Raw genomic sequence first — 23,265 nt, 5'->3', positions numbered from 1 at the left:
TAAAGGATTGATGGAATGTTGCTGACGTTGGCGCAATGGCTGCAAGCGGATGCGAGCTATTTGCGCGTGTTCAACTACCTGACGTTTCGGGCCGTGATGGCAAGCCTCACGGCGCTGGTGATCGGGCTCGCGTTCGGGCCGATGGTCATCCGCAAGCTCGCCGAAATGAAGGTGGGCCAGGCGGTGCGTACCGATGGCCCGCAGACTCACCTCGTGAAGTCAGGCACGCCCACGATGGGCGGCGTGCTGATTCTCATCGGCATCACGGTCGCCACGTTGCTGTGGGCGGACCTGAGTAACCGCTTCATCTGGATCGTGCTGACCGTCACGCTGGGTTTCGGCATCATCGGCTGGATCGACGATTACCGGAAGGTCGTCTACAAAGACCCGCGCGGCATGTCGTCGCGCGAGAAGTACTTCTGGCAATCGATCATCGGCCTGTTCGCCGCGACCTATCTGGCTTTCTCGGTGTCGGAGACGAGCAATCTGAAGGTCTTCGAGCTGTTCATCAGTTGGGTGCGTAACGGTTTCCCGCTCAATCTGCCGCCGAAGGCCGACTTCATCGTGCCGTTCTTCAAGACGATGAGCTACCCGCTGGGCGTGTTCGGTTTCATCGCGCTCACGTACTTCGTCATTGTCGGCTCGTCCAACGCGGTGAACCTCACCGACGGTCTCGATGGTCTCGTCATCATGCCGGTCGTGCTGGTCGGTGCGGCCCTCGGCGTGTTCGCTTATGTGATGGGCAACGTCGTGTATTCGAAGTACCTGCTGTTCCCGCACATTCCGGGCGCGGGCGAACTGCTCGTGTTCTGTTCGGCGATGTCGGGGGCGGGGCTCGCGTTCTTATGGTTCAACACGCACCCGGCCCAGGTATTCATGGGCGACGTCGGTGCGTTGGCGCTCGGCGGCGCGCTCGGCACGGTGGCCGTGATCGTGCGCCAGGAAGTCGTGCTCTTTGTGATGGGCGGCGTGTTCGTGGCGGAGACGCTGTCGGTGATGTTGCAGGTGACGTGGTTCAAGTACACCAAGCGACGCTTCGGGGAAGGGCGGCGCATCTTCAAGATGGCGCCGCTGCACCATCACTTCGAATTGTCGGGCTGGAAGGAAACGCAGGTGGTGGTTCGCTTCTGGATCATCACGCTGATGCTGGTGCTGATCGGTCTGTCGACGCTGAAGCTGCGCTGACGAGGCCGAGGCCAGCGGAATGGCGACGTTGCCTTTTCGCAAGGCCGGACTAAAGGTAGGGCCGCTCGCGCCGATAGCGGAATATCGGTGTCGATGATGCGATGCATTCGTAGCGTGTTTGAATCGATGAAAAGGAAAGAGCGACGTGTTTGGCGAGAAGTTTGGTGAATCCTGGCAGCCGCGTGTCCTGATCCTGGGTCTGGGAGAGTCCGGCCTGGCGATGGCGCGTTGGTGCGCGCGTTACGGCTGCCGTGTGCGTGCGGCCGATACGCGCTTTGCGTCGTCGGAGACACCGCCGAACCTGCTTGCCCTGCGTGCCGACGCCCCGCAGGCCGAGTTCATCGGCGGCGCCTTCGCCGCACAGATCGACGCGCTGCTCGCCGACATCGAACTGATCGGCATCAGCCCGGGCCTCTCGCCGCTTGCCGCCGATGTGGCAGCGCTGCTGCACGAGGCGGCCGAGCGCGGCATTCCCGTGTGGGGCGAGATCGAATTTTTCGCACAGGCGCTGCGTCACATGCAGGCGACGAGCGGCTACGCGCCGAAGGTGCTGGCGATCACCGGCACGAACGGCAAGACGACGACCACGAGCCTGACCGGGCTGCTGTGCCGTCGCGCCGGCAAGCGCACGGCGGTGGCGGGCAATATCAGCCCGACGGCGCTTGACCGTCTGGGCGAATGCATTGCCGACGCTACGTTGCCCGACGTCTGGGTGCTTGAACTCTCCAGCTTCCAGCTCGAGACGACGCATTCCCTCGCGCCCGACGCCGCCACGATTCTTAATATCACGCAAGACCATCTGGACTGGCACGGCGACATGGACGCCTACGCCAACGCGAAGGCGCGCATTTTCGGCCCGCAGACGGTTCGCGTGCTCAATCGCGACGATGCGCGCGTGATGGCGTTCGCCACGCCCGGGAGCCACGTCGTCACCTTCGGCACGGGCAAGCCCGATGCCGTGGGCGACTTCGGTCTGGAGATGGAAGGCGGCATGTCCTGGCTGGTCGAGGGGTTCTCGCGCGACGACGCCCCGCCAGCGCCGAAGCGTCGCAAGGCTGGCGCCGTGGAGGCGGCCATCGAGGTCGTCGGCAAACGCCTCATGCCGGCCGACGCGTTGCGTATCCGCGGTCAGCACAATGCCGCCAACGCGCTGGCGGCGCTCGCGCTCACGCGCGCGATCGATCTGCCGATGGCCAAGCTCCTGCATGGCCTGCGCGAGTATCCGGGCGAGCCGCATCGCGTGCAGCTCGTGGGTGCCATCAACGACGTCGAGTATTACGACGACAGCAAGGGCACCAACGTTGGCGCGACGGTCGCGGCCATCAATGGCCTGCAAAAGACGCTGCTCCTGATTGTCGGGGGCGACGGCAAGGGGCAGGACTTCTCGCCGTTGGCCAATCCCGTGGCCCATCACGCACGTGCCGTGCTGCTGATCGGCCGTGATGCGCCGCGGCTGCGCGAGGCGCTGACCGACACGGGCGTCGACCTGATCGATGCCTCGACGCTCGAAGCCGCCACGCGCGAGGCGGCGAAGCTGGCCCAGCCGGGCGACGCGGTACTGCTCTCGCCGGCCTGCGCGAGCTTCGACATGTTCCGCAACTACGAGCATCGCGCGCAAGTGTTTCGCGACACCGTGGTGGATCTGGCCGCCGACGCGGGGGTGATGCTATGAACCGTATCAAGTCGTTCTTCAGCAAGAAGCGTCAGGCCGGTTTCGCCGGGGCGGGTACGGCAGCCGCGCCAGGGGCCACGACCCATGCCGCGAGTCGTACGCTCGGCAGCATCAAGCCGACCCGCTCGCGCATGCTCGAATACGACCACGCGCTCGTCTGGGTTGTGATTTCGCTGCTGTCGCTGGGGCTGGTGATGGTGTATTCGGCATCCGTCGCGCTGCCGGACTCGCCGAAGTACAGCGGTTACTCGACGTATCACTTCCTCGTGCGCCACATCATCTCGCTGACGATCGGACTGGTCGCGGCCCTCATCACGCTGCGCATTCCGGTCAAGACGCTCGACAAGCTCGCGCCCAAGGTGTTCCTCCTGGCGCTGGTGCTGCTCGTGATCGTGCTGATCCCGCACGTGGGCAAAGGCGTGAACGGCTCGAAGCGCTGGATTCCGTTCGGGATGCTCAATCTTCAGCCGTCGGAAATCATGAAGCTCGCGGTCACGCTATACGCCGCGAACTACACCGTACGCAAGCAGGAATTCATGCAGAGCTTCGGCAAGGGCTTCTTGCCGATGGGCATTGCCGTCGTGTTCGTCGGCATGTTGCTGCTGCTCGAGCCGGACATGGGCGCCTTCATGGTGGTCGCGGCCATTGCGATGGGGGTGCTGTTCCTCGGCGGCGTGAACGGTCGCCTGTTCGGCGGGCTGGCGCTCACGGCCGTGGCCACTTTTGCCATGCTGATCTGGTTGTCGCCGTGGCGTCGCGAGCGGATTTTCGCGTACCTCGATCCGTGGCGCGAGGACTACGCGCTCGGCAAGGCCTACCAGCTCACGCACTCGCTCATCGCGTTCGGACGCGGTGAATGGACCGGTGTGGGGCTGGGGGGCAGCATCGAAAAACTGCACTACCTGCCGGAAGCGCATACCGACTTCATCCTCGCGGTGATCGGCGAAGAGTTCGGCTTCGTGGGCGTGCTGGTCGTCATTCTGCTCTTTTACTGGATGGTGCGCCGCGCGTTCGAGATCGGGCGTCAGGCACTGGCGCTCGAACGCACGTTCGCCGGATTGCTCGCGAAGGGCGTGGGCGTGTGGCTGGCCGCGCAGACCTTCATCAACATGGGCGTGAACCTGGGCCTGCTGCCGACCAAGGGCCTCACGTTGCCGCTGGTCAGCTACGGCGGCTCGGGCATTTTGCTCAACTGTGTGGCCGTGGCCATTCTGCTGCGGGTCGATTACGAGAACCGCGTTCTGATGCGGGGAGGGAAAGTATGACCGAGCGCGCCACCGCGATGCCGGCCCCGGAAACGAAGACGCGCACGCTGCTGGTCATGGCCGGCGGTACGGGCGGTCACGTCTTCCCGGGGCTCGCGGTCGCCAACTTCCTGCGTGTGCAGGGGTGGCGCGTGGTGTGGCTCGGGAATGCGGCCGGCATGGAAGCGACGCTCGTGCCGAAGTACGACATTCCGATGGCGTTCGTGAAGTTCGGCGGCTTGCGCGGCAAGGGTTTGATGACCAAGCTGCTGCTGCCGCTCAATCTGCTGCGCGCCTTCTGGCAGAGCGTCGGAGCGATCCGTCGCGTCAAGCCGAACGTGGTGCTCGGCATGGGGGGGTACATCACGTTCCCGGCGGGCATGATGGCGTCGCTGCTGGGGCGTCCGCTCGTACTGCACGAGCAGAATTCGGTGGCGGGCATGGCGAACAAGGTGCTCGCGCGCGTCGCCGACAAGGTGTTGCTCGCGTTCCCGGACACCATCCCCGGAGGCGAATGGGTCGGCAATCCGATCCGTGCCGACTTCGACGAGATGGCGCCGCCGGCCGAGCGCTACCGTGCGCGCACCGGCCCGCTGCGCATCCTGGTGGTGGGCGGCAGCCTGGGCGCGACGGTGCTCAACGAGATTGTTCCCAAGGCGCTGGCAACGCTGGCGCGAGACGCGCGCCCGCAGGTCACGCATCAGGCGGGCGTCAAACATATTCAGACGCTGCAGGCGAATTACGCGGCGGCGGGCGTGACGGTCGATGCGGTGCCGTTCATCGACGACATGGTCGCGGCGTACGCAGCGGCGGATCTGGTGATCTGCCGGGCGGGCGCGATGACAGTGGCCGAAGTGGCGGCGGCGGGCGTGGCGGCACTGTTCGTGCCATTCCCGCATGCCGTCGACGACCATCAGACAACGAATGCGCGTTTCCTCGCCGACAAGGGCGCGGCAACGCTGATCGACCAGCGTGAGCTGTCGGTCGAGACCCTGGCCGAGTGGCTGCGCCGTCAGACGCGCGAATCGCTGCTCGCGATGGGAGAGAAAGCCAGGGCGCTCGCCAAGCCGGACGCCACCGAACAAGTGGCGCGCGTGTGCGCGGCCCTGGCCAAGGATTGAAATGAAACATATCGTCAAACACATTCACTTCGTCGGCATCGGCGGCTCGGGCATGAGCGGCATCGCCGAAGTGCTGCTCAACCTGGGATACCAGGTCAGCGGCTCCGATCTCGGCGACAACGCGGTGACGCGGCGCCTCGTCAGTCTTGGCGCGCGCGTCGCACGCGGCCATGCGTCCGAACATATCGAAGGCGCGGACGCCATCGTCGTGTCCACTGCCATCACGGCAGACAACCCGGAAGTCCTCGCGGGCCGTGCCCGCCAGATCCCCATCGTGCCGCGCGCGCTGATGCTCGCGGAACTCATGCGCCTGAAGCAGGGCATCGCAATTGCCGGCACGCACGGCAAGACGACCACGACGAGCCTCGTGGCGAGCGTGCTCGCGCAGGGCGGACTCGATCCGACCTTCGTGATCGGCGGCCGTCTGAACAGCGCCGGGGCGAACGCCAAGCTCGGCACGGGCGACTTCATCGTGGTCGAGGCCGACGAATCGGACGCCTCGTTCCTGAATCTGAATCCGGTCATCGAAGTCATCACCAACATCGATGCCGATCACATGGACACGTACGGACACGACTTCGCCCGCCTCAAGCAATCGTTCGTGGCGTTCACGCAGCGTCTGCCGTTCTATGGCATTGCCGTGCTGTGCACCGATGATCCGAACGTGCGAGAGATCCTGCCATTCGTCTCCAAGCCGATCGTGCGATACGGACTGTCGGAGGACGCGCAGGTGCGCGCCATCGACGTGCGTGCGGACGCCGGGCAAATGCGATTCACGGTGCTGCGCCGGTTCGGCGGCGGCGCCGCGCCGCTCGATATCACGCTGAACCTGCCGGGCGAGCACAACGTGCGCAACGCGCTGGCAGCGATTGCGATCGCGACCGAACTGGAAGTGCCCGATGCCGCGATCCAGCAGGCGCTGGCCGAATTCCACGGCGTGGGCCGACGCTTCCAGCGCTACGGCGACATCGCGCTGCCCAAGTCGAGCGGCGGCGGCACGTTCACGTTGATCGACGACTACGGGCATCACCCGGTCGAGATGGCTGCGACGCTTGCTGCCGCACGCGGTGCCTTCCCGGGACGCCGCATCGTGCTGGCCTTCCAGCCGCACCGCTACACGCGCACGCGCGATTGCTTCGAAGACTTCGTGAAGGTGCTGTCCGAGGCCGACGCGGTGGTGCTCGGCGAAGTCTATTCGGCTGGCGAGGCGCCCATCGTGGCCGCCGATGGGCGCGCACTGTCGCGCGCCCTGCGCGTGGCGGGCAAGGTAGAACCGGTTTTCGTGGAAGACGTCGCGCAGCTGCCCGACGCCATTCTGCAGGTCGCCCGAGCGGGTGACGTCGTTATCACCATGGGTGCCGGTTCCATCGGCGCGGTGCCCGGCAAGTTGCAAGTTCAGCAAGGAGTTTGACGTGAGTGCTTTCGATCCGAAACGTTTCGGCAAGGTTGGCGTCCTGATGGGCGGGCGCTCGGCGGAGCGTCAGATCTCGCTGATTTCGGGCCAGCGTGTGCTCGAAGCGCTGCGCTCGCGCGGCGTGGATGCGCATGCTTTCGATACCGGCATGCACGACCTTGCCGCGCTTGCCGCGCAGAAGTTCGACCGTGTGTTCATCGCACTGCACGGCCGCTACGGCGAAGACGGCACGCTGCAGGGTGCCCTCGAACACCTGGGCGTTCCGTACACCGGCAGCGGCGTGTTGGCCTCCGCGCTGGCGATGGATAAGGAAATGACCAAGCGCGTGTGGATCAACGAAGGACTGCCGACGCCGCGCTTCGCGATGCTCACCGCCGACAGCGACTTCGATGCCGTCGCCCGCGACCTGGGCCTGCCGCTCATCGTCAAGCCGTCGCGCGAAGGCTCGACCATCGGTCTGACGAAGGTCACCGAGGCGTCGCAACTGAAGGCCGCCTACGAGAAGGCCGCTGCGCTTGATCCGGACGTTCTCGCCGAAGAATTCGTCGACGGCGACGAACTGACTGTGCCTGTGCTTGGCGTGGGCACGAAGGGCGCGGCCGCCGCGCGCGCGCTGCCGGTGATCCGAATCGTCGCGCCGGACGCGAACTACGACTACCAGAACAAGTATTTCACGGACGAGACGCGCTACGAGTGCCCGCCGCCGCTGTCGGTGTCGTTGCAGGAGGAGGTGCAGCGCCTCGTGCTGCGCGCCTATCTCGTGCTGGGCTGTCGCGGCTGGGCGCGTGCCGACGTGATGCTGCGCAAGCGTGACAACAAGCCGTTCCTGCTGGAGATCAATACCTCGCCGGGCATGACAGGCCACTCGCTGGTGCCGATGTCGGCAAGGGCGGCGGGTCTGTCGTATGAAGACCTGGTCGTCGAAATTCTGGCCACTGCGACGCTCGATCTGCATCCGAATGCGCAGTGGAAACCCGAGTAAAACCTTGAACGCGTTGAAGAACGCCTCGATACGGAAAGCAAATCGCCATGTGGCAAAACGTACGCCTGCTCAACGCCATCGCGAGTGCGCTCGTCGCACTCGTCGTGCTGGCGGCGCTCGCTGCGGGGGGCTATTGGTTGATTCAGCGGCCGATCTTTACGCTCAAGGCGGTGCGCATCGACGGGGACGTGTCGCACATCAATGGTCCGACCTTGCGTGCGAACGCCGTGTCGCGCCTCAAGGGCAATTTTTTCACGATCGACCTGGACGCCACGCGAGCGGCCTTCGAAGCCGTGCCTTGGGTGCGTCATGCGAGTGTGCGGCGCGTCTGGCCGAACCAGCTCGCGGTGACGATCGAGGAGTACAAGCCGCTGGCCACATGGAACGATGGCCGTCTGGTGAGCGTGGACGGCGAACTGTTCGCGGCGAACCTGGCCGAAGCCGAGGACGACGGCAAGCTGCCCGAGTTCGCCGGCCCGGCGGGCAGCGAGAAGGATGTGACGGCGCGGTACTACGACTTCGTGAGGTGGTTCGCGCCGCTGAAAATGAAACCCGAAGCGGTCACGCTGTCGAATCGTTACGCATGGGGCGTGCGGCTCACGGGGGGCGTGCAACTGGCACTGGGAAGGGAGCGTTCGCCCGAATCCCTCGCCACACGCAGCAGGCGTTTCGTACAAGCGTATCCGCAGGTAGCGGCGCGCTGGGGAAATCAGATCGAGTATGCCGATCTGCGTTACCCGAACGGTTTTGCAGTGCGTGCAGCGGGCATGCGTTTCTTGAGCGAAGAACAGGCCAAGAAGCTTGCCGCGACACCGGTGCAAAAGCGGGATTCGCAAAAGCCGGCCGTTGCGCAACCTGCCGCGCGGCAGAAGCGAAGCCAGTGAGACTTCAGGACTTACACACGCTATGAGCAAAGATTACAAGGATCTGTTGGTCGCCCTCGATATCGGCACGTCGAAAGTCGTGGCGGTGGTGGCCGAACTGCGCCCTGAAGGCCGCTACGAAGTGATCGGCCTTGGCCAAAGCGAATCGCGGGGGCTGAAAAAGGGCGTCGTGGTGAACATCGAGGCCACGGTGCAGTCCATCCAGCGTGCGCTTGAAGAAGCCGAGCTGATGGCCGACTGCAAGATCACCAATGTGTTCACGGGCATCGCCGGCAGCCACATTCGCAGTTTCAACTCGAGCGGCATGGTGGCGATCAAGGACAAGGAGGTGACGCAAACCGACGTGGCGCGCGTCATCGAGACGGCCAAGGCGATCAACATCCCGACCGACCAGCAGGTGCTGCACATCCTCACGCAGGAATTCATCATCGACGGTCAGGAAGACGTGCGCGAGCCGATCGGCATGAGCGGCATCCGTCTCGAAGTGAAGGTGCATATCGTGACCGGCGCGGTCTCGGCGGCGCAGAACATCGTGAAGTGCGTGCGCCGTTGCGGCCTGGAGGTCAACGATCTGATTCTGCAACCGCTCGCATCGAGCATTTCGGTGCTCACCGAAGACGAGAAGGAACTGGGCGTGGTGCTGATCGACATCGGTGGCGGCACGACCGATATCGCGATCTTCAGCGAAGGCGCGATACGTCATACGGCCGTGATTCCGATCGCGGGCGATCAGATCACGAGCGACATTGCGATGGCGGTGCGCACGCCGACACCGGATGCTGAAGATATCAAGATTCAGCACGGCATCGCGAAGCAATCGCTGGCCGATCCGGACGAGATGATCGAAGTGCCGGGGCTGGGCGAGCGTGGTCCGCGCACGCTCTCGCGTCAGGCGCTGGCCGCGGTGATCGAACCACGCGTCGAAGAGCTGTTCTCGCTGGTGCAGCAGGTGGTGCGCGAATCGGGTTACGAAGAACTGCTGTCCTCGGGCATCGTGCTCACGGGCGGTGCGGCAATGATGCCTGGCATGGTCGAGCTGGGCGAGGACATCTTCCTCAAGCCGGTGCGCATTGGCGTGCCGGAGTATGCCGGCGGTCTGGCGGACGTGGTGCGCAGCCCGCGCTACGCGACCGCGATGGGCCTGCTGCTCGAAGGACGTTCCCAACGCATGCGCGGGCGCAAGGTCGCGGTGCAGTCGGGACAGGCGAACCAGGTCTGGACGCGCATGCGCGACTGGTTTTTCAGCAATTTTTAATGGTGTTTTTTGAGGGGTGTGGATTCGGAATTGAAAACACGCGTGGCTTACCCGAGCCGCACGTGGCCAGCAGTACCGGATCTGCTTTTTAATCACTGGAGGCGCTATGAACTTTGAAATGTTGGAAACGGAAACCAACGGCACCATCATCAAGGTGGTGGGTGTTGGTGGCGCTGGCGGCAATGCCGTCCAGCACATGATCAACCGGGGTGTGCAAGGCGTGGACTTCATCGCCATGAACACGGACGCCCAAGCGCTCGGTCGTTCGCAGGCCAGCGTGAACATCCAGCTCGGCAAGACGGGTCTGGGCGCAGGCGCCAAGCCGGAGATGGGCCATGCCGCGGCGGAGGAAGCCCGCGAGCGCGTGGCCGATGCCCTGCGTGGCGCACACATGGTGTTCATCACCGCCGGCATGGGTGGCGGTACCGGCACGGGCGCGGCACCGGTCGTGGCGCAGATTGCCAAGGAAATGGGCATTCTGACCGTGGGCGTGGTCTCGAAACCGTTCGAGTTCGAAGGCGGCAAGCGCATGCGCGTGGCCGAGAACGGCGCGCAGGAACTGGAAGACAACGTCGACTCGTTGATCGTTGTGCTCAATGACAAGCTGTTCGAAGTCATGGGCGACGACGCCGAGATGGACAAGTGCTTCCAGTGCGCCGACGATGTGCTGCATAACGCCGTGGCCGGCATCGCCGAAATCATCAATGTTGACGGTCTGGTGAACGTCGACTTTGAAGACGTGAAGACGGTGATGGGCGAGCAAGGCAAGGCCATGATGGGCACGGCAACCGTGGCCGGTGTCGATCGTGCGCGGCTGGCCGCGGAGCAAGCGGTGGCGAGCCCGTTGCTCGAAGGCGTGGACCTGTCGGGCGCGCGCGGCGTGCTGGTCAACATCACGGCATCGCGTTCGCTGCGTCTGTCGGAAACGCGTGAAGTGATGAACACCATCAAGAGCTACGCCGCCGAAGACGCGACCGTGATTTTCGGTACCGTCTATGACGACAAGATGGGCGATGCACTGCGTGTGACCGTCGTGGCAACCGGCCTGGGCCGTGCTGTCGCGAAGAAGGCTGCTGCCCCGATGACGCTGCTCAAGACCGGTACCGACAACATGCCGATCGCCAGCGGCCACGTGCCGAATGTCGGCCAGGCGGGCGGTACCGACTACGGCGCGCTCGATACGCCGGCCGTGTGGCGCAGCACGCGCGAGACCGCGGCGTCGCACGTTGCCGCGTTGCAGGAGAAGGGTGTCGACACGTACGACATTCCGGCTTTCCTGCGCAAGCAAGCCGACTGACAGGGTCGCGCGCGGGCCAGGTGCCAGTGCCTGGTGCCGCCGCACCTTGGGAATCGCGAGGCCTACGCAGGTCGTCGTGAGGGTTCGTCGTCGCTCCAGTGACCATGCCATGTGGCGTGGGGATGGCGCGTCGCGGTACGAGTCCGAATGACGATACGGCGAGGTTGTGAAGGCGCGAGATACCGTGTGGCTGCGACAACCAGGGTCGCAAGCGGTATCCACGCATCACAGGTCACGAACGTTACGGGTAAGCGTTCGGGATCCCTGACCCGGTCTCGCGGATCTGACCCCCGACCGCTGCGGCATGCCTCCGTCGCGGCGGCCGGGGTGCCCCGAAAATGGGCGATGCCCGGCCTCTGGCCTGACGTTGATCTTTGAAACGGCCTATTTCGTCTCGTGATATGGGTGTCGACCGATCGATGGGGCAGAAATCAAAATGTTTAGTAACGAAGCGTTGCGTTTGTGGCACAGCGAGGAAGGCGTCAATCTGGTATAATTACATCTATGGTCACAAGTGTTCGATAGTTTTAATAAATAGCATGCTCAAGCAGCGCACTCTCAAATCCATCGCCAAGACAGTCGGCATCGGCTTGCACTCCGGTCGCAAGGTCGAGTTGTCGCTGCGTCCGGCGCCGCCCAACACGGGCATCGTCTTCTGCCGTACCGATCTGAATCCTCCTGTGGAGATTCCGGCGTCGGCGATGGCGATTGGCGACACGCGTCTTGCGTCGGTGTTGCAGAAGGAGGGAGCGCGGGTGTCCACCGTGGAGCACCTGATGTCGGCATGCGCGGGGCTGGGCATCGACAACCTGTATGTCGACGTGACGGCCGAAGAAATTCCGATCATGGATGGCAGCGCCGCAACGTTCGTCTTCCTGATTCAGTCGGCCGGCATCGAAGAGCAGGCGGCCGCCAAGAAATTCATTCGCGTGACGAAACCGATCGAGATTCGCGAAGGTGACAAGTTTGCCCGTCTCGAACCGTACGAGGGCTTCAAGCTCAAGTTCACCATCGACTTCCGTCACCCGGCGGTCGATCGCACCGGCCAGGCGCTCGAGATCGACTTTGCCGATACGTCTTACGCGAAGGAAATCGCGCGTGCCCGCACGTTCGGTTTTGCGCATGAAGTCGAGATGCTGCGCGAACTGGGCCTGGCGCGCGGCGGCAGCATGGACAACGCCATCGTGCTTGATGAGTACCGCATCCTGAACAACGACGGTCTGCGCTACGACGACGAGTTCGTGAAGCACAAGATGCTCGACGCTATCGGCGACCTGTATGTGATTGGTCATCCGCTGCTGGCGTCCTACACGGCGTACAAGTCGGGGCATGGTCTGAACAACCAGCTCTTGCGCGAGCTTCTCGCACAGGAAGCCTACGAAGTTGTCACGTTCGAGCATGCAGAAGACGCGCCACGCGGCTTCCAGTTCGAACCTCAGACGCAGTTCGCGTAGATCACGCAGCAGCGATGAAGCGCCGCGGGTTGGGGCGTGAAAGTAACAAAACGAAAGCGCCGTCGATTCGGCGCTTTTTTATTTGACGCGCGCGCCGAATTGGCGTTGCGTTTGAATGAATCGTGGCGCGGCGCCGGCCGGATTCAGGGCTTGCGCGGGCCGCCGTAGGAATGCCGGGCAACCAGGCGGGCGAGCGCGTCGCGAAGCGGAGACGGCTCCAGCGCATCGCGCAGATCGCGCAGGCTGACCAGACCCTGCCGAGACAGGCGGGCTTCCTTGGGGGGCTTCTGAGGCTCAGGCGCGGTGATGCTCACACGGATCCGGATCGTGCGGATCAGCCAGCCGCGCGTTGCGAGACCCTCGATCAGCGATGGCGTTTGCTGGCGCAGTCGCGCGGCTAGCGCATTGTTGGCGACGAGGAAGACCAACGCCCCCTCGCGCGGTGGCGCCAGCCGGACACTGCCAGCGAGCGCCGCAGGCAGCAACGCGTGAACGTCCCGCTCAAGTCGGCCGAGCTGTTCGGCAGCGACCAGCAAAGAGCCGGCGCCGTCGGATGCGCCAAGCAAGTCGGTGAGCGGGCGGGCAACGCGGGGGGCTTTGGGTCGTTTCATATGATGAGACAGAGGTTGCCGCGTATTTTACCCCGCCATCGGGCGTCACCTCGGCCCGGGCGCTGAAAACACCGGGTGGCCGGCGTTGGAGGCCGGCGGGACGCGCCGCGACAGCATGCTAGAATCCATTTTTTAGTATAGGTATCGAACCGGAGCGAGGCCCAAGTGCCAAACACCGGTGACCCGCAGCGCGCAGGCGCGTCGGGCGGTTCGGCACGCTTGGGGCACGACCCCGGAAGCGCTCCCCGTTCTGCTCGCCAACCGACTGCATGATTGCGAACGACATTTGCCGCCCTAACCAGTGATCCGATGATTCCCGGTCTTCTTAAAAAAGTATTTGGCAGCCGTAACCAGCGGCTTATCAAGCAGTACCAGAAAACCGTCACGGCGATCAACGCCCTCGAGCCGCAGATCGCCCAACTGAGCGATGAGCAACTGCGCGGCAAGACCGAGGAATTCAAGCAACGCATCGCCCAGGGGGCGAGCGTGGATTCGTTGCTCGTCGAAGCCTTTGCCGTGTGCCGCGAAGCCGGCAAGCGCGTCCTCAAGATGCGCCACTTCGATGTTCAACTGATCGGTGGCATGGTGCTGCATTTCGGCAAGATTGCCGAAATGCGCACGGGCGAAGGCAAGACGCTCGTCGCGACCTTGCCCGCCTATCTGAACGCGCTCTCGGGCAAGGGCGTGCACGTCGTGACCGTCAACGACTACCTGGCACAGCGCGACGCCGAGTGGATGGCGCGTCTGTACAACTTCCTGGGCCTGTCGGTGGGGATCAACCTGTCGCAGATGCCGCACGATGAGAAGCAGACGGCGTACGCGGCCGACATCACGTACGGCACGAACAACGAGTTCGGCTTCGACTACCTGCGCGACAACATGGTCTATGAGACCGAGCAGCGGGTGCAGCGCACACTGAACTACGCCATCGTCGACGAAGTGGACTCGATCCTGATCGACGAGGCGCGCACGCCGCTCATCATCTCCGGCCAGGCCGAAGATCACACCGAGCTGTACGTGAAGATGGATCGCTTGCCGGCGATGCTCGAGCGCCAGATCGGTGAAGAGAAGTCGGACGGCACGGGGGTCGAGGTGCCAGGCGACTACACGCTCGACGAAAAGGCGCGTCAGGTCTTCCTGACCGAGAGCGGCCACGAGAAGGCTGAGCAATTGCTCGCGGAGTGGGGCATGATCGTCGGAGGCGACAGCCTCTACGCGCCGCAGAACATCACGCTGATGCACCACGTGTATGCCGCCCTGCGCGCGCACACGCTGTTCCACAAGGATCAGCACTATGTGGTGCAGAACGACGAGATCGTCATCGTCGACGAGTTCACCGGCCGCCTGATGGCTGGCCGTCGCTGGTCCGAAGGTCTGCACCAGGCGGTGGAAGCGAAGGAGCGGGTCTCGATCCAGCATGAGAACCAGACGCTGGCGTCGATCACGTTCCAGAACTACTTCCGCATGTACGCCAAGCTCTCGGGCATGACGGGAACGGCGGATACCGAAGCATTCGAATTCAACGAAATCTACCGTCTGGAGACGGTGGTGGTCCCGACCAACCGTACGCCCAAGCGGATCGACCGTCAGGATCAGATCTACAAGACGGCCAAGGAAAAGTACGACGCGGTCATCAAGGACATCCGCGATTGCGTGCAACGTGGCCAGCCGGTGCTGGTGGGCACGACATCGATCGAGACGTCGGAGTATCTCTCGCAACTGCTGACGAGCCAGAAGCTGCCGCATCAGGTACTCAACGCCAAGCAACACGCCCGCGAAGCCGAGATCGTCGCGCAGGCGGGCCGCCCGGGCGTCATTACCATCGCCACCAACATGGCCGGTCGCGGTACGGACATCGTGCTGGGCGGTAACGTCGAGAAGCAGTCGAGCTTCATCGAAATGGATGCGAGCCTGTCCGAAGCGGACAAGGAAGCCCGCATCCAGCAATTGCAGGACGAATGGCAGGGCCTGCACGAGCAGGTGAAGACAGCCGGCGGTTTGCACATCATCGGCACCGAGCGTCACGAATCACGTCGTATCGACAACCAGTTGCGCGGCCGTTCGGGGCGTCAGGGGGATCCGGGCTCGTCGCGTTTCTACCTGTCGCTGGAAGATCCGCTGTTGCGCATTTTCGCGGGCGACCGTGTGCGCGCGATCATGGATCGCCTGAAGATGCCGGAAGGCGAAGCCATTGAAGCCGGCATCGTCACGCGCTCGATCGAGTCAGCGCAGCGCAAGGTCGAAGCGCGCAACTTCGACGTGCGTAAGCAACTGCTCGAGTATGACGACGTGTCCAACGATCAGCGCAAGGTGATCTACCAGCAGCGTAATGAACTGCTCGAAGCGCAAGATGTCTCGGAAACCATCGTGGGCATGCGCCAGAGCGTGTTCGAAGATCTGGTGCGCACCTACGTGCCGGCCGGTACCGTCGAAGAGCAGTGGGACCTGAAGGGGCTGGAGACAGTGCTGCGCGAAGAGTGGCAGCTCGATTTGCCGCTGCAGTCGCGTATCGAAGGCACCGAAGAAATCGACGACGAGGACATCCTCAAGGAAGTGATGGACGCGGCCGAAGCGTCCTATCAAGGTAAGGTCGAGCTGGTGGGGCGTGAGTCGTTCTCCGGATTCGAGCGCTCGGTCATGCTCCAAAGCGTGGATTCCAACTGGCGCGAGCACCTGGCGGCGCTGGACCACCTGCGTCAGGGCATCCATCTGCGCGGTTACGCACAGAAGAATCCGAAGCAGGAATACAAGCGCGAAGCCTTCGAACTGTTCGCGCAGTTGCTCGAGACCATCAAGCTCGAAGTCACGCGCGTCATCATGAACGTGCGTATCCAGTCGCAGGAAGAACTCGAGCAGGCGACCGAAGCGCTCGACGACAGCGCGGGCGGTCTGGTCAACGTCGAGTTCAAACACGACGAACTCGAGACGGTAGGCGGCGACGGCGCGATCGACGAAGACGCAGGGCGTCCGGTGGTCTCGGCACTGGCCAGGGCGGCCAGTGCGGCGGTGGCCGGCGGCGAGTTGCTGCCGAAGGTGGGCCGCAACGATCCGTGCCCGTGCGGCAGCGGCAAGAAATTCAAGCACTGCCACGGCAAACTGTCTTAAGATGTGAAGCGATCGACGCGGCGCCGACTCAGGATCGGCGCCGCGTCGTTTGTAGCGCCGGTTTTTCGACCGGCCGCACCGATCAACCGCCGCCCCGGCGGCGTGTCGTGCCGACATCGCCAGGGCGGGAGCTGTCACGCTTATTCCTCGCGGGCGAACCCACATGGCCGTCAATTTCCCCTCGATCGAAGCCTCCCAACTGCGCGCCGTTCCCGGCGTCGAGCTGGGCTGGGCCGAAGCCAATATCCGCAAGCCGAACCGTAAGGACGTGCTGGTCATGCGACTGGCCGCCGGTAGCACGGTGTCAGGTGTTTTTACGACGAACCGCTTTTGCGCCGCGCCGGTGACGGTCTGCAAGACGCATCTGGCCGCCCGAGCGGGCATTCGCGCGCTGGTTGTCAATACGGGGAACGCCAACGCGGGCACCGGCGAACCCGGCATGGTCGCCACGCGTGCGACGTGTGACGCCCTCGCCAAGCTGCTGTCGGTCAACCCGAACCAGATCCTGCCGTTCTCGACGGGCGTGATCCTGGAGCCGCTGCCGGTCGAGCGTCTGGTTGCCGGTCTGCCGCAAGCCATCGCGAACCTGGCGCCCGCGCACTGGTACGAGGCCGCGCAATCGATCATGACGACCGACACGCTGCCGAAAGCCGCGTCGCGCGAGATCGTGATCGACGGCAAGACCCTCGTCCTCACGGGGATCAGCAAGGGGGCGGGCATGATCAAGCCGAACATGGCGACCATGCTCGGCTTCGTGGGGACCAACGCGCGCGTGGCGCAGCCGGTGCTCGACGCGCTCGTGAAGTACGTGGCGGATCGCTCGTTCAACGCCATCACCATCGACGGCGATACGTCCACCAATGACTCGTTCATCGTGGCGGCCACGGGCCAGACCGATCTGCCGGAAATCGCCAGCACGGACACGCCGGCCTTTGCCGCCTTCCGCGATGCTTTGCTGTCGATCTCGCAGGAATTGGCGCAGCTCATCGTGCGCGACGGCGAAGGGGCGACCAAATTCATCACCGTGACGGTCGAGGGTGGCCGTGACGTGGCCGAGTGTCGCCAGATTGCCTATGCCATCGGGCATTCGCCGCTGGTGAAGACGGCGTTCTACGCATCCGATCCGAATCTGGGCCGCATTCTGGCCGCGATCGGCTATGCGGGCGTGGACGACCTCGACGTCAGCAAGATCGACCTCTATCTTGACGACGTGCTGGTCGCCCGCGCGGGCGGCCGCAATGCCGACTACCGCGAGGAAGACGGCCAGCGCGTGATGAAGCAAAGCGAGATTACGGTACGTGTGGTGCTCGGCCGCGGCGACGCCGCCACAACGCTATGGACGTGCGACCTCTCGCACGACTACGTGAGCATCAACGCAGATTACCGTTCCTGAGCCCTGACGCGACGGCCGTCCGCCTCCCACCGGGGGCGCAGGCCGTCGGCGCAGTGCGTCGATGCCCGACCGGCGTCGACCATGCGCCGGTGGCGCCGGCCGGCAGTATCGGCCTATCGCCGGCAGGTGGCAAAAGCACCACGGCACGCAGCGACGGGAAACCACAACACGACGAAGCATCGACACGAGCGCCCGTGAGCGGCGCGGGGATTTCGAAGCATGGACAAGCTGGAGCAGTTCCTCACGCGCGCGGAAGGCGTGCTGGCCCGGTTGGAGGTGATGTTGCCGCCGGCCGCTCCCGAGATCGACTGGCGCGCCGCAATGGCGTTTCGCTGGCGTAAGAAGCAGGGGCGCGGGTTCCTGCAACCCGTGGCGCATGTGTCGACGATTACGCTGGGCGATCTGCAGAATATCGAGCGCCAGAAAGGGTTGATCGAACAGAATACGCGCCAGTTCGTACGCGGCGAACCGGCCAACAACGTGTTGCTGACCGGTGCGCGTGGCACGGGGAAGTCGTCGTTGATCAAGGCCTGCCTGAATCAATACGCCTCCGAGGGTCTTCGCCTGATCGAAGTGGACAAGGATGATCTGGTCGATCTGGGCGATATCGTCGATCTGATTTCGCAGCGTCCCGAGCGCTTCGTGGTGTTCTGCGACGACCTCTCGTTTGAGGACGGCGAGTCGGGCTACAAGGCGCTGAAAGTCGCGCTCGACGGCTCGGTGGCCGCGCAGTCGGACAATGTGCTGATCTATGCGACGTCGAATCGCCGTCACCTGTTGCCCGAGTATATGAAGGACAACGAAAGCTATCGCCACACCGAAGACGGTGAGATTCATCCGGGCGAAGTGATCGAGGAAAAGATCTCGTTGTCCGAGCGATTCGGGCTGTGGGTGAGTTTCTATCCGTTCAAACAGGACGACTACCTGACGATCGTCAGTCACTGGCTGCAACATTTCGGCGTGCCGGCCAATCAGACGGAATCGGCGCGTCATGACGCGCTGATCTGGGCGCTGGAGCGCGGTTCGCGTTCGGGACGTGTGGCCTTCCAGTTTGCTCGCGATTGGGCGGGCAAGCAGCGTAGCGCGTCACACGCGTCGTAACGTGCCGGCGAGCGGGGTACCCTGGCCCATTGGCCACGTCCCGACCGGCCGGAAACTCAGCAGGTAGCGCGGATGACGCAGATGACGCAGATGATGCAGGAATGGCGAAGGACTATGACAGATTCAAAACGATATGCACCCGATGGGCGTCCTGTCACGGAAGTGGCCGTCGGCGTGATGGTGCGCGCGGATGGCTCGGTGCTCCTCGGCCAGCGTCCGGCGGGTAAGCCGTACGCTGGCTATTGGGAGTTTCCGGGCGGCAAGCTGGAAGCCGGCGAGTCGGTCGCTGCGGCGCTCGCGCGCGAGCTGCACGAGGAACTTGGTGTGACGGTGGAGCGCTGCGCGCCGTGGCGCGTCCTCGAACACGATTATCCCCATGCCTATGTGCGTCTGCATTTCTGCAAGGTGACCGCATGGCAGGGCGAGCCGCATGGCAAGGAAGGGCAGGCACTGGCATGGCAGCGTCCGCCGGTGAGCGTCGAGCCGCTGTTGCCCGCGGCCCTGCCGCCCCTGAGCTGGCTCGCTGAGGAGATCGCCGCGAAGTCGTAGCGGCGGTACGCGACGCTGTCTGTCGATCGTGCCGATCGATCGGCGGCGTCACGCATCCTGGATGTGCGCCCAGAACGGCAAAAGGCACCCACGAGGGTGCCTTTTGCATTGGGCGAACGGTTATCGCCCCCGCGCGCCGTGCGGTATCAGCGCGTCAGCGTTGTGTCGGATCGAGCGGGGCGTCTTGTGAGGGATCGTCGGGCGCGTCGGCAGGGATGGTGTACTTCTCGGCCGCCCAGGCGCCTATGTCGATCTGCTTGCAACGTTCCGAGCAGAACGGGCGGAACTTTGCCTGTGGTCCCCAAACGACCTTTTTGCCACAGGTCGGGCAGTTGACGACGGTCGTCATGGTTTTAGAGATTGCAGAGTGTGAGCAGGAACGGTACGTCGCTGTCGACCGGACGCGGCTTGAGATCGCCGTCCTGCGTCGTGAAGCGCACCCACAGCATGTACTTGTTGGCGCTTGCTTCGGGGATGACGCGGAGTTCGGGCGCCACACGCACCTGCATGAGCTGATAGACACGGCCGGTCAGCATCTGCTGGTAGCTGCCTTGCTGCGCCATCGCCTTGCTGGCGTGACCGGACTCGCGGGCGAGTCCCAGCACGATGCTGAGGGCATCGCGTATGGGAAACAGCGGGCCGATCCACTTGTCGATGTCCTGGCGGCGCTGCTCGGCATCGTTGTGACGCCAGGCATAATACGACGGCAGGTCAAAACGGCATGTGCCCCCCGGGATCACCGAACGACTACGGATGCTCGCGAGCCATTCGTTGTCGTTCAGATGCTGGCCGGGTTTGCCGGGAATCTGGTTGAGGTTCGCGATGGCCAGCTCGACTTCGCCGATGAATTGTTCGAGCGCGTCCGAGGCAATGTCGGGATTGCCGCGATAGGTCGTCAGCGTCTGACGCTGACGGTCGAGTTCCTTGACCAGTTCGTTCTTCAGGTCGGTACGTCCAGCGATGTCGGCAATCTCGAACATCGTGATCAGCGCCGCGTGATGATCGAGCGGCTGATCCTGCCCGACGAAAAAGGCAAAGCGCCCGAACAGCTCTTCCAGCCGAAGCAGCGTGCGAATGCGTTCGTTGAGCGGATATTCGTACAGGATCAAGCGCGTTGGCCCAGAAGTTGGCGCTTTTCAGCGTAATGGCGACATTCTAATGCCGGAATCTGTCGAGGCGCAACGCGAGTGCTCGCTCAATCGACAGTGGCGCGTGCGCGCGACGTCACGCGCAACGTCATTCACGCAGCCGCCTACGTCGATCAACGGCCTTCCGCCTGCGCCGCTAGCTTCAGATACGCCGCGTGCAAACGGTCGACCTGCGGGGCGAGCGGCGCATGCTGGGCATCGTTGTCGATGACGTCGTCGGCCGCGGCGAGCCGCTGTGCCCGGCTCGCCTGTCGCGCCATGATCGCCAGCACCTGGTCGCGCGTGAAGCCGTTACGTGACATCACGCGCGCGATTTGTGTCTGCTCGGTGCAGTCGACGACGAGCACGCGTTGTACGCGTTCACGCCACTGACCGGATTCCACCAGCAGGGGCACGACGAAAATCAGATACGGCCCTCTGGCTTCGCTGGCGGCACGCTCGCACTCCGTGCGAATCAGCGGGTGGGTAATGGCCTCCAAACGCGCCTTGGCGGCGTCGTCAGTGAAGACCGCATGGCGCATGCGTGCGCGGTCGAGCGAGCCGTCCGGGGCGACGAACGCGTCACCGAACTCGCGCCGGATCGCGGGCATGGCCGCGCCGCCGGGGGCGGTGATGCCGTGCGCAATGGCGTCAGTGTCGATGATGGCGATGCCGTGTGTGGCGAACAGATTGGCGACGGTCGTCTTGCCGCTGCCGATGCCGCCGGTCAAGCCGATGGCGTAAGTCATGGCGTTCCTCCAATCCAGATCATCAGGCCGTTGCCGCCGAACAGCGTGGCGATGCCTGCCGCGGCGAGAAACGCGCCGAAAGGAAACATTTGGTCGCTGCGCAGTCGTCCAATGAGCCATGCGCTGCCGGCGATGACAATGGCGAGCAGACACGCCAGCAGCAGGATCTGGAGCAATGAGGTCCAGCCGAACCAGGCGCCCAGCGCCGCGTAGAGCTTGAAGTCGCCGAAGCCCATGCCTTCGCGCCGGCGTAGCCACCAGTACACCCAATACAGCGCCCATAGACTCAGGTAGCCCGTCGCCGCCCCGATGACCGCGGCCGGGAGCGCGGCGAACCAGTGTCCGAGGTTGCACAGCAAGCCGGCCCACAGCAGCGGCAGCGTCAGGACGTCGGGCAGGAGTTGCGTGTCGGAGTCGATGTAGGCGAGCGCAATGAGCGTCCAGACGAGTCCGAGCGCGCCGAGGCTCTGCCAGGTCGGACCGAAGCGCCATGCAACGGCGACGCTCAGTACGCCGCTAAGCAGCGATAGCTGCCAGCGGCGTGGCCGTACGGTGTCAGGTAATGGGGGCGACGAAGGTGGAAGTGAAGGGGCGGGTGAAGCCGCCGGTGAAGCAGCGTTTGGCGCAGCCAGCGCCAACGCCGCGTTGGGCAGGGCGGCTTGATGCAAGGGCGCGCGCAGCGGCGACGGGTTCGGGGCATTGACGGCCCGCATCTCTTCGAGCCACGCCCGTTCGATCGCGGCGGGCACGCGTCGGACGACGACATCCAGGCCAAGTCCGGCAACAATGCCCATCACGGCGAACAGCGCGAAGCGCCAATGCGGTTCCCAATGTGCCAGCCAATCGACCGGAAGCAGCTGTGCGTAACCGTTCATGGCGTTCATGGCGTTCATGCGACACCGTATCCGAGTTGGAACATCGGCAGGTACATGGCGAGGACCATGGCGCCGATCAGCAGGCCAAGAAACGTAATCATCATGGGTTCCAGCGTCGCACAGGCACTGACCAGCGCGTGCGAGGCGTCTTCGTCGAGCAGGCCAGCGGCCTGGTTGAGCATGCGCCCGAGTGTACCCGATTCCTCCCCGATCACACACAGTTGCGCGATGACCAGGGGCCAGTGTGCATCGGCCTCGAGCGCGGTCGCGAGACGCCCTCCCCGCGCGACCGCGCGGTGAACGTCGTGCGCCGCGCGCTGCATGACGAGGTTGCCGCATGCGCTCGCGGCCGCGTCCATGGCGTCGGGAAGTGCGACGCCCGCGTCGAGCAACGTGCCAAGGGTTCTGGCCCACCGGGCGGCGCTCAACATGCGCAGGATACGGCCCGCGCCCGGCAGTCGTAAGCGCAGGCGATCCCGAAGTCGCCGCATTCGCATGCTGCGGCGCAACGCCGCCACGACAACCAGCCCCGCGGCACCCAGGCCAGCCAGTAGCCAAGGCCCGCTCGTCAGCGAGGCGCGTGAAATGTCGATGAGCCAGCGCGTGAGTGGTGGCAGCGACATGCCGCCCCCGGCGGCGCTGGCGAACAGGCGCTCGAACTCTGGTATCACCCACTGCAGCAGCGCCATCACAACGGCCAACGCGACGCCCAACACCGTCAATGGATAGGCGAGCGCGCGCTGGAGCTTTTCTCGCATGCTGCGGGTGTGATCGTAGCGTGCGCTTAGCCGCATCAGCGTTGGGCCGAGCTGGCCGCTCAGTTCAGCCGCGGCGATCAACTGACAGTCGATGCCGCTGAAGTGGTGGCTGGCCCGCGCCATGGCCTGGGCCAACGGATGCCCTCGCCTGACGTCCTGGCCGATGTCGGATGCGAGCCGCTTAAGCCCTCGCGTATGCGCGCCACGGGCAAGGATGTCGAGGGCCGGCGTGAGCGGGACACCGGCACCCAGCAACGTGGCCAGGCGCCGGACCAGGTCGGTGGCATCGGCAGATCCGACACGTCCCACTGGGATGTATCGGCGCCCCGGGCGCAAGCGCAGGATCGTCAGTCGCTGGCCGCGCAGCAGCAGACGCGCGGCGGCTTCACCGTGGGCGATCACCTCGCCGCGCCGGTGCTGCCCATCGGCATCGCGACCTTGCCAGTGCCAGCGGCGGGGTTGCGTCATCCGTGGCATGGTCTACCTCGT

20 protein-coding genes are annotated in these 23,265 nt (G+C 64.3%); 14 read left to right on the top strand and 6 right to left on the bottom strand.

The features are described 5' to 3' along the window. The first annotated feature begins 15 nt into the window (after positions 1–15). The 10 genes from mraY to lpxC all read left to right on the top strand — a co-directional run bounded on the left by mraY (position 16) and on the right by lpxC (position 12,508). Positions 16–1,185: a phospho-N-acetylmuramoyl-pentapeptide-transferase gene (mraY, locus tag PTE31013_RS07525; RefSeq protein ID WP_150612157.1), complete on the top strand. Its 1,170-nt coding sequence runs from the start codon at positions 16–18 to the stop codon at positions 1,183–1,185. Between the two features lie 145 nt (positions 1,186–1,330). Next, positions 1,331–2,857, top strand: coding sequence for a UDP-N-acetylmuramoyl-L-alanine--D-glutamate ligase (gene murD, locus PTE31013_RS07520; RefSeq protein ID WP_150612156.1), 1,527 nt, complete (start codon positions 1,331–1,333; stop codon positions 2,855–2,857). After that, positions 2,854–4,122, top strand: a complete 1,269-nt coding sequence (ftsW, locus tag PTE31013_RS07515) for a putative lipid II flippase FtsW (protein WP_150612155.1) — start codon at positions 2,854–2,856, stop codon at positions 4,120–4,122. The genes murD and ftsW overlap by 4 nt, the downstream gene beginning before the upstream one ends. Then, complete coding sequence (gene murG, locus PTE31013_RS07510; RefSeq protein WP_150612154.1) at positions 4,119–5,222, top strand: undecaprenyldiphospho-muramoylpentapeptide beta-N-acetylglucosaminyltransferase; 1,104 nt, start codon at positions 4,119–4,121, stop codon at positions 5,220–5,222. Before ftsW ends, murG begins: the two co-directional genes overlap by 4 nt. Position 5,223: 1 nt before the next feature. Further along, positions 5,224–6,633 (top strand): UDP-N-acetylmuramate--L-alanine ligase, encoded by a 1,410-nt coding sequence (gene murC, locus PTE31013_RS07505; protein ID WP_150612153.1) that lies wholly within the window; start codon positions 5,224–5,226, stop codon positions 6,631–6,633. Between the two features lies 1 nt (position 6,634). Then, positions 6,635–7,618: a D-alanine--D-alanine ligase gene (locus PTE31013_RS07500; RefSeq protein ID WP_150612152.1), complete on the top strand. Its 984-nt coding sequence runs from the start codon at positions 6,635–6,637 to the stop codon at positions 7,616–7,618. Between the two features lie 47 nt (positions 7,619–7,665). After that, positions 7,666–8,502 (top strand): cell division protein FtsQ/DivIB, encoded by an 837-nt coding sequence (locus tag PTE31013_RS07495; protein ID WP_150612151.1) that lies wholly within the window; start codon positions 7,666–7,668, stop codon positions 8,500–8,502. Positions 8,503–8,524: 22 nt separating this feature from the next. Beyond that, the gene (gene ftsA / locus PTE31013_RS07490; protein WP_150612150.1) at positions 8,525–9,757 is read left to right on the top strand and encodes a cell division protein FtsA; all 1,233 of its coding nucleotides are present in this window, start codon (positions 8,525–8,527) and stop codon (positions 9,755–9,757) included. A gap of 106 nt (positions 9,758–9,863) precedes the next feature. After that, on the top strand, positions 9,864–11,054 hold the full coding sequence (gene ftsZ, locus PTE31013_RS07485) for a cell division protein FtsZ (RefSeq protein WP_150612149.1): 1,191 nt from the start codon (positions 9,864–9,866) through the stop codon (positions 11,052–11,054). A gap of 539 nt (positions 11,055–11,593) precedes the next feature. Continuing rightward, on the top strand, positions 11,594–12,508 hold the full coding sequence (gene lpxC / locus PTE31013_RS07480; protein ID WP_150612148.1) for a UDP-3-O-acyl-N-acetylglucosamine deacetylase: 915 nt from the start codon (positions 11,594–11,596) through the stop codon (positions 12,506–12,508). 143 nt (positions 12,509–12,651) lie between these two features. On the opposite strand, the gene PTE31013_RS07475 is transcribed toward lpxC, so the two are convergent. Then, the gene (locus tag PTE31013_RS07475) at positions 12,652–13,119 is read right to left on the bottom strand and encodes a DciA family protein (protein ID WP_150612147.1); all 468 of its coding nucleotides are present in this window, start codon (positions 13,117–13,119) and stop codon (positions 12,652–12,654) included. 309 nt (positions 13,120–13,428) lie between these two features. On the opposite strand from PTE31013_RS07475, the gene secA reads away from it, so the two are divergent. The 4 genes from secA (at position 13,429) to PTE31013_RS07455 (ending at position 19,267) form a co-directional block, all read left to right on the top strand. Beyond that, positions 13,429–16,224, top strand: a complete 2,796-nt coding sequence (secA, locus tag PTE31013_RS07470) for a preprotein translocase subunit SecA (RefSeq protein ID WP_150612146.1) — start codon at positions 13,429–13,431, stop codon at positions 16,222–16,224. A gap of 163 nt (positions 16,225–16,387) precedes the next feature. Next, on the top strand, positions 16,388–17,617 hold the full coding sequence (argJ, locus tag PTE31013_RS07465) for a bifunctional glutamate N-acetyltransferase/amino-acid acetyltransferase ArgJ (RefSeq protein WP_150612145.1): 1,230 nt from the start codon (positions 16,388–16,390) through the stop codon (positions 17,615–17,617). Between the two features lie 219 nt (positions 17,618–17,836). Continuing rightward, complete coding sequence (locus tag PTE31013_RS07460; protein WP_150612144.1) at positions 17,837–18,718, top strand: ATP-binding protein; 882 nt, start codon at positions 17,837–17,839, stop codon at positions 18,716–18,718. 114 nt (positions 18,719–18,832) lie between these two features. Then, positions 18,833–19,267, top strand: a complete 435-nt coding sequence (locus tag PTE31013_RS07455; protein WP_150612143.1) for an NUDIX domain-containing protein — start codon at positions 18,833–18,835, stop codon at positions 19,265–19,267. Between the two features lie 154 nt (positions 19,268–19,421). On the opposite strand, the gene yacG is transcribed toward PTE31013_RS07455, so the two are convergent. The 5 genes from yacG to PTE31013_RS07430 all read right to left on the bottom strand — a co-directional run bounded on the left by yacG (position 19,422) and on the right by PTE31013_RS07430 (position 23,253). Next, positions 19,422–19,616, bottom strand: a complete 195-nt coding sequence (yacG, locus tag PTE31013_RS07450) for a DNA gyrase inhibitor YacG (RefSeq protein WP_150612142.1) — start codon at positions 19,614–19,616, stop codon at positions 19,422–19,424. 4 nt (positions 19,617–19,620) lie between these two features. After that, positions 19,621–20,376 (bottom strand): cell division protein ZapD, encoded by a 756-nt coding sequence (zapD, locus tag PTE31013_RS07445; RefSeq protein WP_150612141.1) that lies wholly within the window; start codon positions 20,374–20,376, stop codon positions 19,621–19,623. A 152-nt stretch (positions 20,377–20,528) separates the two neighbouring features. Then, the gene (gene coaE / locus PTE31013_RS07440) at positions 20,529–21,143 is read right to left on the bottom strand and encodes a dephospho-CoA kinase (RefSeq protein ID WP_150612140.1); all 615 of its coding nucleotides are present in this window, start codon (positions 21,141–21,143) and stop codon (positions 20,529–20,531) included. After that, positions 21,140–22,036 carry a prepilin peptidase gene (locus tag PTE31013_RS07435; protein WP_150612139.1) on the bottom strand — a complete coding sequence of 299 codons (897 nt, stop codon included), beginning with the start codon at positions 22,034–22,036 and terminating at the stop codon, positions 21,140–21,142. The genes coaE and PTE31013_RS07435 overlap by 4 nt, the downstream gene beginning before the upstream one ends. Then, the gene (locus PTE31013_RS07430; protein WP_150612138.1) at positions 22,033–23,253 is read right to left on the bottom strand and encodes a type II secretion system F family protein; all 1,221 of its coding nucleotides are present in this window, start codon (positions 23,251–23,253) and stop codon (positions 22,033–22,035) included. The genes PTE31013_RS07435 and PTE31013_RS07430 overlap by 4 nt, the downstream gene beginning before the upstream one ends. Positions 23,254–23,265: the final 12 nt, after the last annotated feature.

The organism is Pandoraea terrigena, assembly GCF_902459705.1.
In the GTDB taxonomy this organism is placed as follows: Bacteria; Pseudomonadota; Gammaproteobacteria; order Burkholderiales; family Burkholderiaceae; genus Pandoraea; species Pandoraea terrigena.
The sequence above is the reverse complement of the archived record's forward strand: the minus strand, read 5'-3'. Positions and strand labels throughout refer to the sequence as shown.